At 34.1% G+C, this 21,831-nt stretch carries 18 protein-coding genes and 1 pseudogene; 9 read left to right on the forward strand and 10 right to left on the reverse strand.

Annotated elements, in window-relative coordinates:
- The 4 genes from X925_RS07300 to X925_RS07315 all read right to left on the reverse strand — a co-directional run.
- Positions 1-3,510: tetratricopeptide repeat protein (locus X925_RS07300; protein ID WP_121959582.1), on the reverse strand; the 3,510-nt coding region annotated here is incomplete at its 3' end.
- Positions 3,511-4,125: 615 nt separating this feature from the next.
- A complete protein-coding gene (locus tag X925_RS07305; protein ID WP_121515461.1) occupies positions 4,126-4,323 on the reverse strand; it encodes a hypothetical protein in 198 nt (65 codons plus the stop codon).
- 32 nt (positions 4,324-4,355) lie between these two features.
- Entirely contained in the window at positions 4,356-4,808 is a 453-nt protein-coding gene (dtd, locus tag X925_RS07310) for a D-aminoacyl-tRNA deacylase (protein WP_012209718.1), read from the reverse strand.
- 1 nt (position 4,809) lies between these two features.
- The gene (locus X925_RS07315; protein ID WP_121959583.1) at positions 4,810-6,948 is read right to left on the reverse strand and encodes a bifunctional (p)ppGpp synthetase/guanosine-3',5'-bis(diphosphate) 3'-pyrophosphohydrolase; all 2,139 of its coding nucleotides are present in this window, start codon (positions 6,946-6,948) and stop codon (positions 4,810-4,812) included.
- Between the two features lie 272 nt (positions 6,949-7,220).
- Between X925_RS07315 and X925_RS07320 the strand changes: the two genes are divergently transcribed.
- From X925_RS07320 to X925_RS07360, 9 genes and pseudogenes are all read left to right on the forward strand, one after another.
- A complete protein-coding gene (locus X925_RS07320) occupies positions 7,221-8,045 on the forward strand; it encodes a phosphate ABC transporter substrate-binding protein PstS family protein (protein ID WP_012209716.1) in 825 nt (274 codons plus the stop codon).
- A 71-nt stretch (positions 8,046-8,116) separates the two neighbouring features.
- Complete coding sequence (gene pstC, locus X925_RS07325) at positions 8,117-8,944, forward strand: phosphate ABC transporter permease subunit PstC (RefSeq protein ID WP_369973671.1); 828 nt, start codon at positions 8,117-8,119, stop codon at positions 8,942-8,944.
- Positions 8,932-9,780 (forward strand): phosphate ABC transporter permease PstA, encoded by an 849-nt coding sequence (pstA, locus tag X925_RS07330; protein ID WP_012209714.1) that lies wholly within the window; start codon positions 8,932-8,934, stop codon positions 9,778-9,780. Before pstC ends, pstA begins: the two co-directional genes overlap by 13 nt.
- A complete protein-coding gene (pstB, locus tag X925_RS07335) occupies positions 9,777-10,544 on the forward strand; it encodes a phosphate ABC transporter ATP-binding protein PstB (protein ID WP_121959584.1) in 768 nt (255 codons plus the stop codon). Before pstA ends, pstB begins: the two co-directional genes overlap by 4 nt.
- 58 nt (positions 10,545-10,602) lie before the next feature.
- Positions 10,603-11,265 carry a phosphate signaling complex protein PhoU gene (gene phoU, locus X925_RS07340; RefSeq protein WP_012209712.1) on the forward strand — a complete coding sequence of 221 codons (663 nt, stop codon included), beginning with the start codon at positions 10,603-10,605 and terminating at the stop codon, positions 11,263-11,265.
- A gap of 14 nt (positions 11,266-11,279) precedes the next feature.
- The gene (locus tag X925_RS07345) at positions 11,280-11,978 is read left to right on the forward strand and encodes a response regulator transcription factor (RefSeq protein ID WP_012209711.1); all 699 of its coding nucleotides are present in this window, start codon (positions 11,280-11,282) and stop codon (positions 11,976-11,978) included.
- The gene (locus X925_RS07350; protein ID WP_012209710.1) at positions 11,975-12,946 is read left to right on the forward strand and encodes a HAMP domain-containing sensor histidine kinase; all 972 of its coding nucleotides are present in this window, start codon (positions 11,975-11,977) and stop codon (positions 12,944-12,946) included. The genes X925_RS07345 and X925_RS07350 overlap by 4 nt, the downstream gene beginning before the upstream one ends.
- A 323-nt stretch (positions 12,947-13,269) precedes the next feature.
- Positions 13,270-14,439, forward strand: coding sequence for an ROK family transcriptional regulator (locus X925_RS07355; RefSeq protein ID WP_158245439.1), 1,170 nt, complete (start codon positions 13,270-13,272; stop codon positions 14,437-14,439).
- Positions 14,440-14,483: 44 nt separating this feature from the next.
- Positions 14,484-14,795: pseudogene (locus X925_RS07360) on the forward strand (carbohydrate ABC transporter permease); the annotation flags it as partial.
- Between the two features lie 102 nt (positions 14,796-14,897).
- Here X925_RS07360 and X925_RS07365 read toward each other — a convergent pair.
- The 6 genes from X925_RS07365 to pfkA form a co-directional block, all read right to left on the reverse strand.
- Positions 14,898-16,442, reverse strand: coding sequence for a TrkH family potassium uptake protein (locus X925_RS07365; RefSeq protein WP_121959586.1), 1,545 nt, complete (start codon positions 16,440-16,442; stop codon positions 14,898-14,900).
- A gap of 10 nt (positions 16,443-16,452) precedes the next feature.
- Positions 16,453-17,127 (reverse strand): TrkA family potassium uptake protein, encoded by a 675-nt coding sequence (locus tag X925_RS07370; RefSeq protein ID WP_012209704.1) that lies wholly within the window; start codon positions 17,125-17,127, stop codon positions 16,453-16,455.
- Positions 17,120-17,554, reverse strand: coding sequence for an NAD(P)-binding protein (locus tag X925_RS07375; protein ID WP_103064811.1), 435 nt, complete (start codon positions 17,552-17,554; stop codon positions 17,120-17,122). Before X925_RS07375 ends, X925_RS07370 begins: the two co-directional genes overlap by 8 nt.
- Positions 17,555-17,614: 60 nt before the next feature.
- On the reverse strand, positions 17,615-19,024 hold the full coding sequence (hslU, locus tag X925_RS07380; protein WP_121959587.1) for an ATP-dependent protease ATPase subunit HslU: 1,410 nt from the start codon (positions 19,022-19,024) through the stop codon (positions 17,615-17,617).
- Between the two features lie 44 nt (positions 19,025-19,068).
- Complete coding sequence (gene pyk, locus X925_RS07385) at positions 19,069-20,505, reverse strand: pyruvate kinase (protein ID WP_121959588.1); 1,437 nt, start codon at positions 20,503-20,505, stop codon at positions 19,069-19,071.
- A gap of 108 nt (positions 20,506-20,613) precedes the next feature.
- Positions 20,614-21,621 carry a 6-phosphofructokinase gene (gene pfkA, locus X925_RS07390; protein WP_012209700.1) on the reverse strand — a complete coding sequence of 336 codons (1,008 nt, stop codon included), beginning with the start codon at positions 21,619-21,621 and terminating at the stop codon, positions 20,614-20,616.
- Positions 21,622-21,831 lie beyond the last annotated feature (210 nt).

The raw sequence follows: 21,831 nt of genomic DNA on the forward strand, positions 1-21,831 counted from the left end.
GATTGCATTCTCCCAATTTCTTGATGTCGTTTCTAGTTTAGCTAGGTGGGAGTATGCATCCCCAAGGTTTTTTTGAACCCCAGCATAATCTATTGGGAATCGTTCAAGGGTATACACCTTCAGTGCTTCTTCATAGGCTTTGATTGCATTCTCCCAATTTCTTGATGTCGTTTCTAGTTTAGCTAGGTGGGAGTATGCATCCCCAAGGTTTTTTTGAACCCCAGCATAATCTATTGGGAATCGTTCAAGGGTATACACCTTCAGTGCTTCTTCATAGGCTTTGATGGTATTCTCCCAATTCCCTTTTGTTGCCTCTATCCCAGCAAGTTTGATGTATGCATCCACAAGATTTTTTTGAACCCCTGCATACTCTTCTGGGAAGCGCTCTAGAATTTCAACCTTCAGTGCTTCTTCATAGGCTTTGATGGTATTCTCCCAATTCCCTTTTGTTGCCTCTATCCCAGCAAGTTTGATGTATGCATCCACAAGATTTTTTTGAACCATTGCATAATCTTTTGGGAATTGCTCAAGAATTCCTACGTTTAGCGCTTCTTCATAGGCTTTGATTACTTTCTTCCAATCCTCTGATGCCCTCTCAACCCAGGCAAGTTTGATGTATGCATCCCCAAGGTTTTTTTGAACCCCAGCATAATCTATTGGGAATTGTTCAAGAATTCCTACGTTTAGCGCTTCCTTATAGGCTTTGACTACATTCTCCCAATTCCCTTTTGTTGCCTCTATCCCAGCAAGTTTGATGTATGCATCCACAAGATTTTTTTGCACCATTGCATACTCTTCTGGGAAGCGCTCTAGAATTTCAACCTTCAGTGCTTCTTCATAGGCTTTGATGGCAGCCTCCCAATTCCCTTTTGTTGCCTCTATCCCAGCAAGTTTGATGTACGCGTCCACAAGATTTTTTTGAACCCCAGCATACTCTTCTGGGAAGCGCTCTAGAATTTCAACCTTCAGTGCTTCTTCATAGGCTTTGATGGTATTCTCCCAATTCCCTTTTGTTGCCTCTATCCCAGCAAGTTTGATGTATGCATCGACAAGGTTTTTTTGAACCATTGCATAATCTTTTGGGAATTGCTCAAGAATACCTATTTTCAAGGCTCCTTCATAGGCTTTGATTACTTTCTTCCAATCCTCTGATGCCCTCTCAACCCAGGCAAGCTTAATGTATGCATCCACAAGATTTTTTTGCACCATTGCATACTCTTCTGGGAAGCGCTCTAGAATTTCAACCTTCAGTGCTTCTTCATAGGCTTTGATTGCATTCTCCCACATCCCTGATGCTACCACTTTTATTTTAGCAAGACTGAGGTATGCATCCCCAAGGTTTTTTTGTACTATTGCATACTCTTCTGGAAAATGCTCAAGAGTATAAAACTTAAGTGCTTCCTCATAGGCTTTAATTGAATTTTTCCACGTTCCCGACGTCGCTTGTATTTTAGCAAGATTGTTGTATGCATCACCAAGATTTTTTTGTGTGATTGCATGTTCATCAGGAAATTGCTCAAGAAACCCAACTTTCAGGGCTCCTTCATAAGCTTTGATTGCATTTTTCCAATTCCTTGATGTTGTTTCTATTTTAGCAAGTTTGATGTATGCATCCACAAGATTTTTTTGCGTGATTGCATATTCCTCCGGGAATCGCTCAAGAATCCCAACTTTCAACGCTTCTTCATAAGCTTTGATTGCATTTTTCCAATTCCTTGATGTTGTTTCTATTTTAGCAAGTTTGATGTATGCATCCACAAGATTTTTTTGCGTGATTGCATAATCTTCTGGAAACCGTTTAAGAATCCGAACTTTAAGAGCTTCCTCGTAAGCTTTTATTACATTCTCCCAATCCCCTTTTGTTGCCTCTACCCCAGCAAGCTTAGTGTATGCATCTACAAGATTTATTTGAATCATTTCATAGTCTTCTGGAAATCGCTCAAGAGTATACACTTTAAGTGCCTCTTCGTAGGCTTTAACTGCATTCTTGCAATTCTCTGATGTCGTTTCAGTTTTTGCCAATCTGGTGTATGCATCGCCAAGGTTTTTTTGTACTATTGCATAATCTATTGGGAATCGCTCAAGAGTATACACCTTAAGGGTTTTTTTGTAGGATTTGATTGAATTCTTACAATTCTCTGATGCCTTTTCAAGCCCGGCAAGCTTGGTATATGCATCACCAAGATTTTTTTGTACTATTGCATAATCTATTGGGAATCGCTCAAGAGTATACACCTTAAGGGTTTCTTCGTAGGCTTTGATTGCATTCTCCCCATTCTCTGATGTTGCTTCTATTTTAGCAAGTTTGGTGTATGTATCACCAAGATTTTTCTGCACCATTGCATACTCTTCTGGAAAATGCTCAAGAGTATATTCTTTAAGAGTTTCTTTGTAGGTTTTGATTACTACTTTCAAATACTTTGATTTTTCTTCTTCTAATTGAATATCAGCTAATTCCTGTGCTCTGTTTTTAATTTTAAATAATACGTCAGGAACCTTTGAAAAAGCTGAGACCATAATTTCAAATACGTTTAATTCTGTTATTGTTGTTTCTAGTTTAATTACATAGTCTAAATATGCCTCGTCAACCCAAATTTGATTATCTTTTATTAATTTAACGAATCCTTTCTCTTCTAGAGTCTTGATATGATCAGTCCATTCAAAATCTTTTATTTTTAAACCATCTTTTTTAGAGACGATTTTCACCCATTCTAGAGGAAAGAGCAAGTTTCCTTTATAACATCCACATATGTATAGCTTTTTTAGCGCTTTTAAAATATTCTTCTCAACTGATTCAAAAGTTTCAAATCTTTTTTCCAACTTATCCAAAGGCATGAAAATAGATCCTATAGTTCCATCAAATTTAATTTCCTCCCACTTTTTATTAACTTCAGAGGCAATCTTTTTCCCTTCCGCCGTTGGTATTTTGTTAAGCTCTATCTCCCTCTCGAATATAGTTTCTGAATTTATATTCTTACTTAGCATCTTCTGTTTTACTTTTTTTTCTTCTAATCCTGAGCGACAAGTAGCAATAATAAACACATTGTTCTTTTTTGAGATTCTAAAAAAACGCTCAAAATTTTCTTGATCTACAAATCTATGCAAATCATCAATAAACAGAATTTTTGGTCTCCAAAACGCTAGAGAGTGGGGGAGTGAGATCTCCTTGTCTATGTCATTGCATCCTGCAATTATTACACTATATGGAGCCTTTAAATTAATCAGAGCTTGATAGGCTGCTCTAGTTTTACCACTTAATGGAGGTCCCTTTATGAGTATATTTTCCTTAATATTCAAACTTTCACTAATCATTTTGTCTTCTTCTCTTTGATAATAGTATGGATCAAATGGACGCTCTTTCAACATTTCTTCCGGCTTAAGCAATGATGATTTTTTCCACACAAGCTTATCCAATGCTTTGAGCCTTTTATTTCTTTTATTGATAGATAAAATTAGTGTAATAAAAAGAGGCCATCTGATTCCAATAAGCTTTATAATAATCTTGAACATAATTTCTTCCTCCCTACCGCCAGTCAAACTGTCTTTTAACGTTCAATACACGAAAATGAAGCTAGATGAGATCGGTTATAAACCAGGCCTATCAAGTTTTTTCTTATCCAACCCTCCTCTTTCGATTTTAAAAAATCGTCGAAAAAGGAGGTCGTACAAATGTAATTATACGGTAACTCTTATCAACTCTACTTCGATTTCGTCTACTCTGATTATATGAAAGAACCTTCTGAATTTAAATATTCCTTGTTCTAATCGATATGATCGATTAGAACAAGGAGTTTAGTTCTTTTTATTTGGACTAAGTCATCGTTTTTAAGGCTCTTAAAGGCATCAAACAGTTTCCTCCATACTCCAAGGAAGCTTACAAGAAAAGTACTCAAATTGAATGGTTATTTTCTGAGTTAGCTTTGTGCAATTATCCAATATTTTAGTTTTTTCTTTCCTTATTTTCCTTTAACCCTCTTAAAGTGTTTTCTTTCGTTTGACGCGGTTTTTAACTATTCTCAAGTGTGTATTGCATACTACAATTATTTCACAACCTAAAACATTTCTCCCTTCTTAAATGAATTAGAGAGTATTCTCACTAACTCTTTCTAAATGAAATAGAATCATCTATTCACCCCTAATGTATTTTTTCTCGCCGTTAGGTAGTTTGAATTTAACAACGACTCCTTTTTGAGGTTTTTCATAACCTAAATATATTTTATGTACATTAGATTGATTAACTCCTGATTCTACACCTTCCGCTGAAATGTGTGCTTCAAAAGGATCTTCGTTGTAGACAAAAACGGTAACTTCTAACTCTTTCATAAAATCCCTCCAATCAAAGATATTTATTAAATTCAAAACAACTTTTGAGAATCTAAAAGTAAAGTCACTGGACCATCGTTGACAATATTTACTTTCATATGAGCTTGAAACTCACCTTGTTGAACGTTTATAGGGTATTTTTCTTTAAGGTAGGAAAGAAAATTATCGTAAAGAACTTTAGCTTTCTCGGGAGTTGCCGAATCAGTGAAGGATGGTCTCCTTCCTTTTCTACAATCACCATATAAAGTGAATTGAGAGACAACGATCATATCCCCCATAATATCTAATAAAGATCTATTCATTTTATTTTGATCATCTTCAAAAATTCTAAGATTTACAATCTTATCAGCCATCCAACTAATATCTGATACTTGATCAATTTTCGAAATGCCCAAGAAAACCAGGAGACCTTTTTCTATTTGAGCAACAATGTTATCAGAAATGGTTACGGAAGCTTGTGATACTCTTTGAACCACTGCCCTCAAATTATACCCTCCTAACAGAATAAACACCTTTAGAATTTTTCAATTTATTACTCAAAAGACTCAGATGCTTTAAATTCTGAACAGCTAAATATATCCTAATATTAAGATAATTAGAATTATTTGTCATTTCGAATTTTTCAATATGTCCACCTTCATTATTTATAACATTTCTAACGTTATTTAAAACATTTTTACTTTCCACATCAATCATTAATACCGTAGAAAATTTGTTTTGATTGAGTTCGTTCCACTCAACATTTACCTTCTTACTATCATCAATATCCTGAATATTATTACAATCTTTTCTATGTATGCCGATGCCTCTACGGGTTATCACACCAATAATTTCATCACCTGGAACAGGCATACAACATTTAGCAAAATAACTTTCGACTCCTTCTTCACCATCAACAAGAACGGAGATCCCTTTCCTACTTGAGTTAGTTTTTTCGACCGTAGTGATTGTTTCCTCTTCTTTTTCATTAAGGGTAAAAATATTTCTAATAGTATTAATACTGATATCTTCTAAAGATAACTTAATGAAAAATTCGTCGTCACTTTTTATATTGTATTTAATATAAAATCCTATTTCTTTCAATTTCTCAAGAATTTCATCCATAGAAAAATTAAGTTTTTTAGACAGCTCTCTAAACTTGTCTTTGCCTCTTTCTATTAACTCCACTTCGTTTTTTTGCCTGTAATATTTTTTTATCTTTGATATAGTCTTGGGAGAATGAGCATATTTTAACCAATCAATACTAGGTCCTTGAAAATTCCTATTGATCAATATCTCTACTATGTCCCCAGTCTGTAATTTGTAAGAAATAGGGACTAATTTACCGTTGACTTTCGCTCCAGAAAAATGATTGCCAACCTCAGTATGAATAGCAAAAGCAAAATCAATAGGTGTTGCTCCTCTTGGTAAATGGATTATTTCTCCCTTTGGTGTAAATACAAAAGTTTCTTTTGAAAGAAGATTCGTTTCGATATCTTTCAATTCAAAAGCATTTTGAGCAATATACCTATGTAATTCCATAAGATCAGTTAAAAATTTCAACTTTTCCTGACTAACACCCTCTTTATAGACCCAATGGGCAGCTAAGCCGTATTCAGCTTCTTCATGCATTTCCCAATCTCGAATTTGAATTTCCAAAGGATCTCCTTTATGGGTTATAACGGTGGTATGCAGCGATTTATAACCATTGAATTTAGGGGTTGCAATGTAATCTTTTATTCTACCTGGAACAGGGGACCAAATAGAATGAATTATTCCCAACACAGCATAACATTTATTCTGATCTTCAGTAATTATCCTAAGAGCTATGTAGTCATATATTTCATCTAAAGTTTTTCCTTTTCGAATCATCTTATCCCATATACTATATAAATGCTTAGAGCGACCTTCAACCGTCGCTTTAATTTTCTGATTATCAAGCTCTTGTTTAATAATCTGCGCGTATTCGTTCAATCGATTTTGCCCAAGTCTTATTTTTTCCTCGATTTTAGTCTTTAGATCAAAATATGTCTCAGGATACAAATACCGAAAAGACAAATCTTCCAACTCTTCCTTCATCTTATAGATACCCAATCTATGGGCAATAGGTGCGTATATTTTTAAAGTTTCGTCGGCCTTGGCAATCTGCTTTTTTCTATCGACGAATTCTAAAGTTCTCATGTTATGTAATCTATCTGCCAATTTAACGATTATGACTCTTATATCCTCGGACATAGCAAAAAGCATCTTTCTGATAGTTTCCACTTTCTCTAAAGATTTCATGTCATTTTCGTTTAGCCGCTCATTGAGCTTTAAATTGCTAATCTTAGTGACACCTGAAACTATATTAGCAACATCGATCCCAAAAAGTTCTTTTATTTTATCTATTGAAACACCACAATCTTCAACTACATCGTGCAAAAGACCCGCTATAATAGTATCCACATCCATTTTTAAACCTGCGAGTATCAATCCAACACTTTTTGGATGCTCAAAAAATTCCTCACCAGAATCCCTAAATTGACCACTATGAGATGTTTCAGCCAATTCATAGGCAGTTTTTATTCTTTCTTTTTCTTTTTTAGTAAGCTTCACATTTAATAGCTTTTCTACTTCTTTCTCATAACTTTTCGATTCAATCAACATAATCAAACACCTCTTAACGATTCTTAAAAATAATTACTTAGTTTATTTAGAGACATTACAATACAATTATAGCACAAATTCTAGAAATTTAGAAAAGGATAGAAGCTTAAAAAATTTATCAAATTGTAATAGCATTTTTATTTTTAGGTTCATCAATTATGGTTAAATATCAATGAAAGTACCTCCTTAATATTTCTTAATATCACTTGATTTTACCTAAAAAAAAGATTGTTATAATAACATCGAAAACATAAATTAAGGAGGGAAATATTGTGAAGAAAGTATTATTAACGTTTGTTTTAGTTGGTATAGCTCTTTTCAGTTTTGCAGAAACACTTGTTCTAAAAGGTTCAAACACGATCTTTCCAGTAGCTCAACTTTGGATTGAAGAGTTAAAAGATATGTATCCCGATTTAACAATCACATTGGAAGGTGCTGGCTCTTCAACCGGTATTGCTGCTTTATTCAACGGAACAACAGACATTGCAAACTCAAGTAGATGGCTTAAAGATTCTGAATTAGAGCAGATGCATGAAGAAGGTAAGTACTTCATTCCCGTTGTTTTAGGATACGATGGAATAGCAGTAATAGTTAATCCGAATCTTGGAATTGATGATATCACTATAGAAGAATTGGCAAAAATTTACACTGGTGAAATCACACGATGGAACCAATTGAGCCCTAATTTACCAGGTCAAAGAATAGTTGTATATTCAAGAAACACAGCCTCAGGAACCTATGAAACATTTGTGGAAAAAGTTTTAGAGGGTAAAAGGATGACTCCAACAGTTCAGATGTTAGAATCTACCCAAGCGGAAATACAAGCAGTTGCACAAAACATGTATGCTATAGCTTATACAGGTGTAGGTTACGTAACTGACGATGTAAAAGTTTTATCGGTTGAAGGTGTACAACCAACAAAACTGAATATTTTAAATTCTGTATATCCAATCTCAAGACCATTGTATATGTTTGTTGATGCTACAAACGGTTACCCAGAAACTGGTCCAGTTAAACAATATTTGACATTTGGACTATCAAAAAGAGGTCAAGAGTTAGTTGAACAAGCTGGTTACGTTGCAGCATACGGATTTTAAAAAGATTATCTTTTAGAAGGAGTGCTTTATTCGTGAATAGACGAGATTTAAAAAATATCGCAAATCAAAGTATAATCACAGCTGTTGCAATGGTAGGAATTTTGGCATTAATTGGTCTATTCATTTTTATCATAAGAGAATCACTTCCAGCCCTGACAGAAGTTGGGGCTGAAATTTTTACCAGTAAATATTGGTATCCAACATATGATCCACCAGAGTACGGAATGTTAGCAATGATAGTAGGTTCTTTCATACTAACAGGATTTGCCTCTATTATAGTTATACCCGTAGGGTATATAATTGCCTTTTTCTTGTATGACTATGCCACGAACAGGGAGCAAAGAATTATAAAATCAGCGATAGATTTGTTATCCGGGATCCCAACTGTTATAATAGGTTCATTCTTATTCATTTATATTTCACCTATCCTGATGAATTTCGGTGCTTGGTCAGCAGGTAATTTGCTTTTGGCAGCTATTGGATTATCAATTTTATCTCTGCCATACGCTGCATCTCTCATGCAGGAAGCATTATCATCTGTTGACATCAGTTTAAAAGAAAGCGCCTTAGCCTTAGGAGCAAGTAGGTTCACTGCCGGATTTAGAATAGTAAGCAAAGCAGCCCTATCAGGAATTTTGAATTCAATAATTCTAACTATAAATAGAATCATAGGAGAAACTATTGTTGTATTGATGGTTTCGGGTGGAGCTGCCATAATTCCTAGATCAATTTGGGATCCGGTTAGACCTTTGACCGCTACTATTGCAAGCGAGATGGGGGAAGTACCGATAGGAAGTACTCACTACTCTGCGTTGTTTACAGCGGGTTTAATTTTGTTAACGATATCTTTTATTCTTACGATGATATCTAGGAGAATAACGAGGAGTTGGAAAAGTTGAAACAGCAAACTGGAATAGATTCTATTATATCACTCATTTTCAGAATTATAAGTTATATCGCCTTTGGCATAATATTGTCAATAATCATAATAGTAATAGTAGATGGTGCAAGATATTTTACTCCTTCTTTTTTTGTAGAGTACCCCAGCCAAGGTATGACTGCAGGAGGAATTGGACCAGCTATATTGGGAAGTCTATTGATGATTTTTTTTATCCTGTTATTTTCAATACCAATAGGAGTTCTCACTGGTACATTCCTATCTGAATACGGCCAAAAATCAAGATTAGGAAGAATAATTGACGTATCCGTAACCTCGTTGTCCGGTGTTCCTTCTGTTGTCTATGGATTGTTTGGATTAGCACTCTTTTCAATAACTCTTGGATTTGGGACGTCGCTTCTTAGTGGAAGTTTAACTTTGGCGATAATGACTTTACCAGTAATATCATCATCAGTAAAAGAAGCCCTTGCCTCTCTACCAAGGGAACTAAGGGAATCAGCCTATGCATTAGGAGCAAAAAAAACTGAAACTATTTACAAAATACTATTTCCTGCAGCAAAAAATAGAATAATAACAGCAATATTAATTGGTGCAGGAAGAGTTATCGGAGAAACCGCTCCTGTCTTATTGACTGGAGCAGTTTTCTATTCAACTAAGTTACCAAACTCTTTACTCGATCCCGTTATGACTCTCCCAACTCATATATATTTTATAACCATGGCTTATGGTGAGAGTGCTCAATGGATGGCAAAAGCAACTTCCGCATTCTTAATATTACTTATTTTAGTAATATACTCTATAGCCTTTAAAATAAGAGGAGGAAAACAAAAAAGTTGAATACAGAAAAAGAAATTGTGATAGAAATCAAAAATTTTAATGGTTGGTACGATCAAAAACAAGCCTTAAAAGATATAAATATGGAAATCAAAAAGAAAAGAGTCAGCGCAATAATAGGACCTTCGGGTTGTGGAAAATCAACGTTGTTGAGAAGTATTAATAGAATCAACGATGAAATTCCAGGCTATAGGACAAGCGGAGAAATAATATTTGAGGGGAAAAATGTATACGAAAATAACATTGATTTATCAACGCTTCGAAAAAAAATTGGAATGGTTTTTCAAAAACCTGTTCCTTTTCCGATGTCTATTTATGAAAACATTGCCTTTGGAATAAAATTACACACACCAAGAAATAGTAGAAAAATGGATGAAATCATCGAAGCAGCACTAAAAAGAGCAGCTTTATGGGAAGAAGTAAAAGACGACCTCGACAAACCAGCGAACTCACTTTCTGGTGGACAACAACAACGTTTGTGTATTGCTAGGGCTATCGCCATTGATCCTGAAATAATCTTATTGGACGAGCCTACATCTGCCCTAGATCCTATAGCAACGCAAAAAATTGAGAATTTAATTGAACACCTGTCGGAAAATTACACTATAATCATTGTTACACATAACCTAGCTCAAGCCATTAGAATATCAGATTATATGTATTTTATGTTTCAAGGAGAGCTTATCGAATCTGGAAAAACAGAAGACATTATAAAAAACCCTAAAGAACAATTGACAGAAGATTATTTAAATGGTAGAATTAGCTAAAACTTTAATAAACAAGCAAACAAAAGAAAGTATATAAGGAAAATAGGGAGTGGAATAAATGGATTACACACATTTTGAAACTGAAATGACACGATTAACAAGCGAAATATCCAAGCTTTTAACTGTAGTTTTAAGATCCTTTGAAAATTCTATTAAATCGCTAGAAGATAAAAACCTTGAATTAGCCGAAAAAGTCTTAAAAGCGGATGATCAAATAGACGAATTAAACCGCCAAATTGAAGAATCAGTATATCAAATTGTAGCAAGGTATCGACCTTTAGCTAAGGATTTGAGATACGCAGTAACAATGATAAAGTTTGCAAACAATCTTGAAAGGATAGGAGACCTTTCATGCAATATTGCAGAAAAAACTGAAACCTATGCCCATGTTGATTTAAAGGACATTGTAAATAATAAAGAAATAAAAAAGATGTTCGGTATATCTTTAGAAATGATAAAGGACTCGTATAAAGCCTTTGGAGAAAAAAACATTCAACAAGCAGTTAAAATATGGAAAAGAGACGACGAAGTAGACGACCTAGAAAGACAAATTCGAAAAATAGCTGTGCAAAAATTGGAGGATGAATCATTCAACAAAGAACTTATCATACCTTATATATTGTTGGCTAGAGACATAGAGAGGATCGCTGATCACGCAACAAACCTTTGCGAAGAAATAGTTTACATAGAAACAGGCAAGGAAATCGAAGAGTATCTATAAATGGAGGCTTTTTCATGCCTAAAGTATTAATTGTTGAAGACGATGAAGACATAAGAGATATATTAAAAACTTATCTTCGTTTAGAAGATTTACAAATCTTCGAAGCCGGTACCTTATCACAAATGAGAAATGTTTTAAACAAAGAATCAAACATCGATATAATCTTACTAGATTTAATGCTACCCGATGGTAACGCAGTTGATGAGTTACCAAAAGTTCGGGCTTTGAATAGAGAAATAGGTATAATAATCATTTCTGCAAAAAATACAGATGGAGAAAAAATCTTGGGAATTGAATCAGGAGCAGATGACTATATCACTAAACCCTTCAATCCCAGAGAAGTTACAGCAAGGGTGAGGGCTTTATTAAAAAGACTAAAAAAATCCGAAAGTAAAATGATTTTTGGACCAATGGAAATATACTCAAACAATTATTTAGTAACTTACAAAGGTAAAAATATTGAATTGACCTCAAAAGAGTTTGAAATACTTGATCTATTAGCAAGGAATTCAGAAAAAGTTTACACCAGAGAAGAAATTATCGACAAGATTTGGTTTGGAGATGAATTTATTACAGACCGGGTCATCGACGTACATATAAGCATGATCAGATCAAAGATAGGGAAAGAATGGATAAAAACTATTAGAAACGTAGGATACAAGTTCAACAAAAACGCTTATGCAGTAGATAACAACGGTGAAAATAAAATATGAAAAATACCAGTTCGTTTGATTTTCAAATATTTGACTCTTTAGAAGACGCGGTATTACAGTTAGAAAACAAAACAACTATACTTAACGCAAATACCACGGCCAAAGCTTGGGGATTAGGAGCAAACAAAGAATTATTGAACACCATAAGTTTCAATGAAATCGATCAGCTTGCAAAGCATATATTGAATAATGAGGACTTTGAAATAGAAACAAATATATATTTCTTTGAAGGATACAGCAAGTTTTGCAAACTCACATTCAAACAAAAATATCAACTTTTAATATTACAGGACAAAACAGAATTTGAATTACTAAAAAAAGTGAAAGAGGATTTCATAACTTCTGTGTCCCACGAACTCAGAACTCCCCTCACTATAGCAAAAGGAAATACTCAAATTCTCAAAGACTTCATGAAAGATAATCAATTTATAAAACAAGTTACCAAAATCGAAGAATCTCTTGACAGAATAGAAAATATAATTTCTCAACTAACTCTTCTTTCGAAAGCAGAATTTGGAGAATACGAATTAAAAAAAGAAGTAATAAATCCAAGTACACTATACAATGAAGTAGTAACTGATCTCTACGAAAAAATACAAGAAAAATCGGTAAAGCTACACTTCAACTGCCATATTCACTCCTTAAAAGGTGACAAGTTTGTACTCTACACAATCTTCAGAAATCTACTTTCCAATGCGATTAAATATTCTTACGAAAATTCTGATATATACATTGATTTCCAAAATGAACAACTCATTATAAAAGATGAAGGAATAGGTATAAGAGAAGAAGAACAAAAAAGAATTTTTGAAAGATTCTATCGAGGGGTCGAGGCAAAAAATCACGCCAAAGGATCGGGGTTGGGTTTGGCGGTGGTTAAATATCTATGCGAACTAGCAAATTATAAAATAGAATTTGAATCAAAATGGATGGTAGGTACAACCTTTAAAGTCTTTTTCTACAAGTAAGCTTAACTTCTAATTCCCACTCAAACAGCCTCAACAAATTTATTATCTAAATTTTTTAAAATTTTCATTAGGTATTACTGCATAATGAACAGTATTTAATGAAGTTTTCATATGAAAACTTCATATTCGTTCAAGTATTAAACTATAAATATATAGATCAAATTTTTTTAAATAAAAAAAGTATGATTTCTTAAGATATTCCTAAATAATCGCTTTTAAATGCTAATAATTGAGTATAAACGCTCATAATCAAACTTGACATTTATAATAAAATGTATTTAAATTGAAAGTGAAGCAGAAATAAAATGCAAAGGGGTTTACTGATGACAAATAAAACATACAATATAGAATTAGTTAAAGAGCGGAACAGGACTGTTGTTGTAGAATTATTGAATTCTAAAGGGACAAGCACAAGATCAGAAATATCAGACATAACAGGGCTTACAAACGCAACTATAACAAATATAGTCAAAGAATTAATTTCCAAGGATTTAGTAGAAGAAGTTGGAACTGTAGATGGCAAATTAGGTAGAAAAAGAAAACTTATAAAAATCAAAGAAGACGCTTTTTATGTTATAGGTATTGAATTCGGGGTAAATATAGTACGTGCAGGAATATTCAATATTAAGGGTAAAAAAATTAATAGTATTGAAAAAGAAATAAATTCATATGGAAGGCCCACTGATGTTTTAAAAAACCTAATTTTAATAATTGATGAATTGATCAATAACTCCAAAGTCGACTTCTACAAGATTAAAGGGATGGGTATTGCTATGCCGGGTTTGATAGACAGTCAAAAAAGAATTTTACGATCAGTTCATCCTTTCCCATTACTAAAAGAATACCCGCTAGTTGAGCAGCTAGAAGAACACTATGAAAAAACAATTTGGTTAGAAAATGATGCAAATGGTGCCGTTTTAGGTGAAAAGTGGTTTGGACATGGAAAAAAATTTAACAATTATGTTTTTATTGTAGGTGATTCCGGAATCGGCGCAGGAATTATAATAAACGGAAAGTTATATTCGGGAACTTCTAATTCTGCTGGAGAAATAGGCCATACAGTCATAACTAAAGATTTAATTCCTTTGGAAAGTTTCGGAGGTTTATCAAGGTTAGCAGATGAATTTAACTTACCATTAGAGATAATTTTAAATGAATCAAAAAAGTCTGATGAAATTAAAAAAGCAATTGATGAAATCAGTAAATTTTTAGCTTTGGGAATAGTGAACCTGGTAAATACGATTGATCCCGAAGCAGTAATTTTAGGAGGGAGAATTTTAAAAGTAGGCAACTCTGTAATCAGAGAAATAAAAAAAATAGTTGAACAATACACCTTTTCCAATGAAATACCAGAAATTTTAGTCGCAACAAAGAAAGAAGATGCTATTTTGTCAGGTGCAGCCTCAATTGCGATCGAACACATCGTATCTTCTCCATATGAATTTTTGCTAAACAATGCCAAAAACATATCTTATTATAACAACCCCAAATAAAAAAGAAAGTTTTAGAGCTTCCAAAGACACTGTAAATACACAAAGTGAATGGAGCAAACATATGGCAATCCTATACAAAGATTCTTTTACCTATATCTATACCTGGTTTCGTAGTTGTTATAATATGGCAGTTCACTAACATATGGAATGAATTCTTATTTGCAGTAACGATAACTAGTGACCCAACGAAACAGCCCATAACGGTGGCGTTAGTCAATTTGGCTGGCAGTCAGGTCGTTCAATGGAACGTTCAAATGGCAGGAGCTTTAATAGCTGCCCTTCCTACACTCATCGTTTACATGATATTGGGAAGGTATTTTGTAAGAGGTTTACTTGCTGGCTCAGTTAAAGGATAAAATAAACCCGCCTAATTAAAGATGGCGGGTATTTTTTATCTTCCTAAATTTGTTTTTTTTAATATGAAAAAAAAAAATCGTTCAAGTATTAAAGCATATTTTTTAAAAAATATCTCTCAAATCTTTAAACAATTTTATAAGTGCATTTATAATGACGAAAAATTCCAGACGCCCTAAATACATTCCTAATGTTTGAGTCCAAATCACTCCTACGGGAGCTTGATTAGAAGTAATACCTGTAGAAAGTCCAACAGCAGATAAAGTCGAAGCATACTCAAACAACGCGTTATGAAGCGGATACCCATAAGCCAACAATATAAAAACGCCAATAAAATAAGTGATAAAATACATTGTAAAGACTACTAATACATTTTTTATTGAGTTAAGATCAATTTTCTTTCTTGATACCCCTTTATATACTTCTATGTAAAAAGTGGTTCCAGAGGGTTTAAAAAATTCTTTGATCTGGTTAATTATCAATTTGAAAGCGATATATACCCTGAATAATTTTAAACCGCCTGATGTGGAATCCATCATTCCGCCTAAGATCATCAATATTGTCAAAATTAACAATCCGAAATAATTCCAGTTTGAAAAAGCTACGGTAGAAAAACCCGTACCTGTTAAAGCTGAAATACTCTGAAACGCAGAATGAACTAAACCATTTCCAACTCCGTAAATTTCAACTGTTGTAAAAGCAAAAAGCAGCAAAAAGGAAATAACTAAAATTATGAACATGGTCTTAATTTCGGGATTTTTTAAAAAAGGCTCAGATTTAATTTTTTCTCTTAATTCAAGTAAAGAAATTTTTTTGGACCGATAGTCTCTGCGATTCCTAATAAAATTTCTAATCATTAATAAACCAGCATAATGGACTCCAAACCCGGTTCCGCCCATAATCATAAGCAACATGATAATTATTTCTACCTTCAAGCTACCAAAAGAACCTATACTAAAATTTTTTGTAGAAAATCCTCCTGTAGCCAAGCCGGTTAATGTATGGTTAAAGGCGTCAAAAAAAGAGAGTTTCCCTACAAACATCAAAAGCAGAACACCTATAACCGCCCAACTTAAATAGATTCTAAGAATAATCCTAGCTGATTCCCTCAAATTTGGAACTAAATTATCACTTCTTCCTTCTGCTTGATATATGCCAACCCCCATAGTACCAGCTATGATTACAGTAATTATAGCAAAACCAGCTCCACCAATAAATTGCATCACCGAGCGCCATATTAAAATAGACCGGGGTAGTACTTCCACATCAGAAAACATCGAAAGCCCCGTCGTTGTCCAGCCACTTGTGGATTCGAAAACCGCTTGTGAAAAATTCAATTCACCAGAAAAAATAAAAGGCAGAGAAGAAAGGAATATTGCGAGTGTCCAAACAAAAAAAACTGTGACGACAGCATCCTGTGTATTTAATTCTTTTCTTTTTTCTCCACTTCCAATGACGCGAAACATTCCACCGCTAAGAAAGGACAATATCCCCGTAATCAAAAATGGTAGAAAATCTTTAAATGAATCATAAATAAAAGCCGTAGAACCCACTAAAAGTATCAAAACTGAAAGACCTATTATAATATTTCCTGTATTTCTAAAAATAGCTTTATACCTTAATTTTAAAAAATATGTGTAAGAAGGCACTTGATCACCTCTATTTTAACGTTTCTATAACATCGTCAGCTTGTTCTTTTAAAGCCAGAACGATCAATCTATCTCCTTTATAAATAATTGTTTCACCTTGAGGAACCATTATATCTCCGTCTTCTCTTATCAAAACTCCAATTATTGAATTCTGAGGTATATTTAATTCTTTCAGTTTTTTATTTACCGCTTTATCATCTTCAAGTATAGTGAGTTCCAAAATGGATAACTTCTCCACATAGGGATTGAAAAAATCGGTAATATCTTCATGAATCAAAGAAGATTCTATTATTTTTTGCATCCAAGAAATTGGAACTAGAGTTTCGACATTAATACCTTTGAAAATAGTTTCGTTTTCTGTTGCATTGACTAGAGAGATTATCTTTATATCTTCATAATATTCTCTCAACAGCCAAGATACAACAAAATTCAATGCGTCATCCTCAGAGATTATTATTAAGGCTTCTACTTTTTTATTTAGATCCAAATTTTCTATCCATTTGATATCGGTGGGATCTTGCTTGACGAGCTCAAGAGCCGGAAAATTTACCTTTAATCCATCTAAAATCTCCAAATTTTCCTTATTTTGACTCACATAGTAAACCTGATTACCCAATAAGAGTAATTTTTTAGCTAAAGAATAGGCTAATATCTTTCCCTCTATGATATAAAAAATTCTACTCATACTTAACTACTTCCTTCTCCAATTCCTCAACTAAATCCATTACTGAATCCTCAATGGGACAAAATAAATTCAATCCTGCCTTAATAAAAATTGATTTTTTTAAAGGATCGTTCACCCTTGCGGCTATTCTTACTCCCGAATTTAATTTTTTAATTCCATAAGCCAACATAAAATTTAAATTGTCATCGGGAGTGACAATATAAACCATGTGAGCTTTTTCAATATTCACATCCTTTAATGCAGCCATATCACTTGTGTCAATCACTCTTGTGAAACCAGTAAAATTTCTTTTCGATAATCTTTCAAAAGAGGATTCTTCTTTATCAAGAACCACAACATTATAAGATTTACTCAACTGTAAAGCTAGTTCAGACCCTAATCTTCCACAACCTATTATGATTATTAGTTTGGAACCATTTAATCGCATATATCCTCACTTCCAAAAAATATTATTGAAATATACAATTTATTAGCTCACTACCGTCCATCAAAGGATATATTCTCTAAGATCTTCATCACCATATACTTTACCAAGTCTTAGATCTACATAATTGCTATCAATTTTCAATTCCCATTCTCCTGATGCGGGGGCTTCAAAAGAAACCTCTTCAAGAACTTTTTCGACTACAGTGTAAAGTCTTCTTGCTCCAATATTTTCGACTTTTTCATTGAGCTCAAAGGCTATATTTGCCATTCTTTCAACGCCATCTTCAGTGAATTCAATTCTCACTCCATCGGTTTGCAGCAAGTATTGATACTGTTTTAATATTGCATTCTTTGGCTGGGTTAGTATTCTAATAAAGTCTTCTTTAGTCAAATCTGATAATTCTGCTCTGATAGGGAATCTACCCTGCAGCTCAGGAATCAGATCCGAAGGTTTAGCTTCACTGAATGCACCAGCAGCAATAAACAATATATAATCAGTACTAATGGAACCATACTTTGTCATAACGGTTGTACCTTCAACTATCGGCAACAAATCTCTTTGAACACCTTCTCTGGATACATCGGGTCCTGAAGAAACACCTTTGGATGTAATTTTATCGATCTCATCAATGAAAATTATGCCTCTATTTTCGGCTCTACTTAAACCTTCTTGAATTAATTTATCTTGATCGATCAACTTTTCCGATTCGATAGGTTCCAAAACCTTCCTCGCTTCAGAAATCTTCATTCGCCTTCTTTTTTTCTTCTTAGGCATAAGATTTTGAAACATTTCTCCAAATTGTATACCCATGTCTTCTAATTCTGGTCCTAATCCAGCAAACATTGGAGAAGATTGTTCCTCGACTTCTACTTCTATTTCTACATCCTCTAATTCGCCCTTTCTTAATTTTTCCAATAATTCCTCTCTTCTTCTTCTTATATTTTCGTCTTCATTTTCATCGTAGTCCTTATTTTGGGAATATTCAGCGTTTTGATTGAAAAGTTGCATCACATCCATAAATGAGGGCTGAGCTTTTGCTCTTTTCTTTGAAGGCACGAGTACTTCTACTATTCTTTCTTCTACGAGCCTTTGAGCTTTATCTTTAACTTCTTCCATCATTTCCTTTTTAACCATGTTGACTGAAGAATCAACCAATTCTCTGACCATACTTTCAACATTTTTCCCAACATATCCAACTTCGGTAAACCTTGTAGCTTCAACCTTCACAAAGGGTGCATTGGCAACCTCTGCTAATCTTCTAGCAATCTCAGTCTTTCCAACGCCGGTGGATCCTATCATCAAAATATTTTTTGGTATTACGTCTTTTCTAACATCTTCTTGTAGTGCCAGCCGTCTAATCCTGTTTCTCAATGCGATAGCAACTTGTTTTTTTGCTTCCTTTTGACCGATTATATAATTATCCAATTTTTCGACAATTTTCTTTGGCGTTAATTCATCGGTTTTATTCATAAAAATCACCTCAAAAATAAATTTTTACCAATAAGTCAATTATATCATATCTCGTGAACCTTTAAGAGATTGGTTTTACTAGAGAAACCATAGGGAATCCCAGCCGTTACGATGATATTTTCTCCTGATACAGCAAAATCTAAAGATTTCACGATATTGCTAACGCTCTCCAACATATTATCTGTATCGGTAAATTTCTGCATAATAACAGGGGTAACTCCCCATACCAATGCCAATCGATGATAAGTAGTTATTCTTGGTGATGCGGCAACTATTTTAATATTTCTTCTGAACCTAGACAAAGCTCTTGCGGTATAACCACTATAAGTGGTTGCAACTATAACTTCAATCCCTAATTGCTCGGCAATTTTTATTGCAGACATCGTTATCGAATTGGTAGCGGGATCTCCACCACCATATGTTGAATAATCAAATTTATAATAGTACTCTTCTAGTATTTTTTCAGTTTCTTTAGCTACATTAGCCATTACTTTGACAGCTTGTTCAGGGTATTTGCCAATCGACGTTTCTTCAGACAACATAACTGCGTCGGTTCCATCTAATATGGCATTAGCTATATCTGTAGCCTCTGCTCTTGTAGGGAATGGATTATTAACCATACTTTCAAGCATTTGAGTTGCAGTTATAGCAGGCTTTGCCATGGTGTTTGCAATCTCTATTATCCTCTTTTGAAGTAAAGGTATTTGTTCAACAGGTGCTTCAACACCCAGATCTCCTCTTGCAACCATAACCCCATCAGCTTCTTCAATGATCGATTCAAGGTTGTCTAGAGCTTGTAATGTTTCGATTTTAGCGATAATGGGGAGATCGGGCATACCTAATTCCGTTAAAATTCTCCTAGTTCTAGTGATATCTTCAGCTTTTCTAACAAAAGATTGAGCTATATAATCTACGTTCCATTCTACAGCTTTGTTCAAATACTCCATATCTTTTTCTGTTAAAGGAGGCAAACTGATATCTATTCCGGGAACATTTATCCCTCTTCTGTGAGTGATACTGCCACCGGTTACAACCTTCGTAACAATTTCTTTTTCGTTACTGCTAACGACTACAAGTCGAATTTTTCCATCATCAAGAAGAATAAAATCTCCTTTTTTAACTTCTTTAGGTAATTCTCGATAATTTATACTCACCCTTTCTTTGTTGCCAACGATCTCCTCGATAGTCAAAATAAATTTCTGTCCCTCTTCCAACATTACTTGATCCGTCTCAAATTTGCCCGTACGAATCTTAGGACCTTCTAAATCGAGTAAAATGGCAAAAGGTATGTTCAAATCTTTTCGTATCTTCTTTATTAAATTTACTCTTTTCTCATGATCAGCAATGGTATCGTGAGAAGTATTCAATCTTGCTACATTCATTCCTGCATTTATCAATTTTTTTATCATCGTTTCATCTTGTGTAGCTGGACCAATTGTGCAAACGATTCTCGTCTTTTTATTTTCTATTTTTTCGTTCATAACTATCCTCCTAAAGATGCGTAACTTTTGGGTGTTTCTTCCCAAATTACATCTTTTTTTTAGATTCCATGCCTTGGGAATTTTCAAGGGGTTTACCCCTTGAACGCCCTAGGATAAAATCCCTGCCAGCTTTACAATCTCCATATCCAATTTATTATTTTCAGAAAGCACTTTTTCAAGAGGTGTTCTTATTAAATCGTTTTTACTCAAGCCCACCATCACGTTAAAATTTCCGTCTTTAATTGATTTTACTACTTCGTTCCCCATTCTCGAAGCCAAAATTCTATCGAATGCAGTAGGAGAACCCCCTCTTTGAATATGGCCTAAAATTGTTATACGCGTTTCAAAACCAATTCTATTTTCTAAATGTCTGGCGACTGTATAGGCGCTGGCAGATCCCTCCGCAACAACGACTATTGAATTAATCTTACCCCTTTTTCTTTCATCCCACATTTTTTCTGCTAAAGCATCGTAATCGGTGGGAACTTCTGGTATTATTATAGCTTCCGCACCTATAGCAAGACCTGACATCAACGCTATGTATCCAGATGTCCTTCCCATAACTTCGACGATAAAAGCCCTTTCGTGGGAAGAAGCGGTATCTTTTAACTTTTGCATGGCATCAACTACTGTGTTAAGACAGGTATCAACACCTATGCTCATATCGGTATATGCAATATCGTTGTCTATAGAAGCCGGTACGCCTACTACAGATATCCCTTGTTCTTCTGCTAGCAACTTTCCCCCAGTAAGACTCCCGTTACCCCCAATTATAACTAACACATCTATACCTAAATCCTTCAATATATCAGCAGCTTTTTTTCTAACTTCAGGAACTTTGAATTCTGGTACTCGAGAGGTTCTTAAAATGGTTCCCCCTCTTTCCATTATTCCACCAACATCTGAATATGTTAGTTTTTTATATTCTTTATCTAAAATACCAGCAAATCCTCTCAAAAACCCATACACTTCGATATTTTCCACTACTGCACTTCTTGTAACAGCCCTAATAACAGCGTTCATTCCAGGTGCATCTCCACCACTGGTCATTAAACCGATTTTTTTAACCTCACTCACTGTATCCCTCCTAAAAATCTTTATTATTTTATACTTCATTTAGAAATCCCAAAATTCATTTAGCGCCCCGTCGCCCCAATCCTTGCCCATTAAGATATAAGGTCGCAATTCTTTGCTCTCTGCTCTTTAAGCTACCTTTTTATTATATCACTTGTTTTTTGACACTATTGTTAATTTCACTATAATTCAAATAATTCTTTAAAATCTTGTGTTATAATTAACCAGTAAAATAATTTAAACTAAGGTGGT

This window comes from Petrotoga sp. 9T1HF07.CasAA.8.2 (genome assembly GCF_002895585.1).
Taxonomy (GTDB): Bacteria; Thermotogota; Thermotogae; order Petrotogales; family Petrotogaceae; genus Petrotoga; species Petrotoga mobilis.

Bases quoted from the DNA above. Each gene is read 5' to 3' on its own strand.
- X925_RS07305 (WP_121515461.1), bottom strand. From the start codon at position 4,323: ATGAAAGAGTTAGAAGTTACCGTTTTTGTCTACAACGAAGATCCTTTT.
- X925_RS07315 (WP_121959583.1), bottom strand. From the start codon at position 6,948: ATGTTGATTGAATCGAAAAGTTATGAGAAAGAAGTAGAAAAGCTATTA.
- phoU (WP_012209712.1), top strand. From the start codon at position 10,603: ATGGATTACACACATTTTGAAACTGAAATGACACGATTAACAAGCGAA.
- X925_RS07345 (WP_012209711.1), top strand. From the start codon at position 11,280: ATGCCTAAAGTATTAATTGTTGAAGACGATGAAGACATAAGAGATATA.
- X925_RS07350 (WP_012209710.1), top strand. From the start codon at position 11,975: ATGAAAAATACCAGTTCGTTTGATTTTCAAATATTTGACTCTTTAGAA.
- X925_RS07355 (WP_158245439.1), top strand. From the start codon at position 13,270: ATGACAAATAAAACATACAATATAGAATTAGTTAAAGAGCGGAACAGG.
- X925_RS07370 (WP_012209704.1), bottom strand. From the start codon at position 17,127: ATGAGTAGAATTTTTTATATCATAGAGGGAAAGATATTAGCCTATTCT.
- X925_RS07375 (WP_103064811.1), bottom strand. From the start codon at position 17,554: ATGCGATTAAATGGTTCCAAACTAATAATCATAATAGGTTGTGGAAGA.
- hslU (WP_121959587.1), bottom strand. From the start codon at position 19,024: ATGAATAAAACCGATGAATTAACGCCAAAGAAAATTGTCGAAAAATTG.
- pyk (WP_121959588.1), bottom strand. From the start codon at position 20,505: ATGAACGAAAAAATAGAAAATAAAAAGACGAGAATCGTTTGCACAATT.
- pfkA (WP_012209700.1), bottom strand. From the start codon at position 21,621: ATGAAGTATAAAATAATAAAGATTTTTAGGAGGGATACAGTGAGTGAG.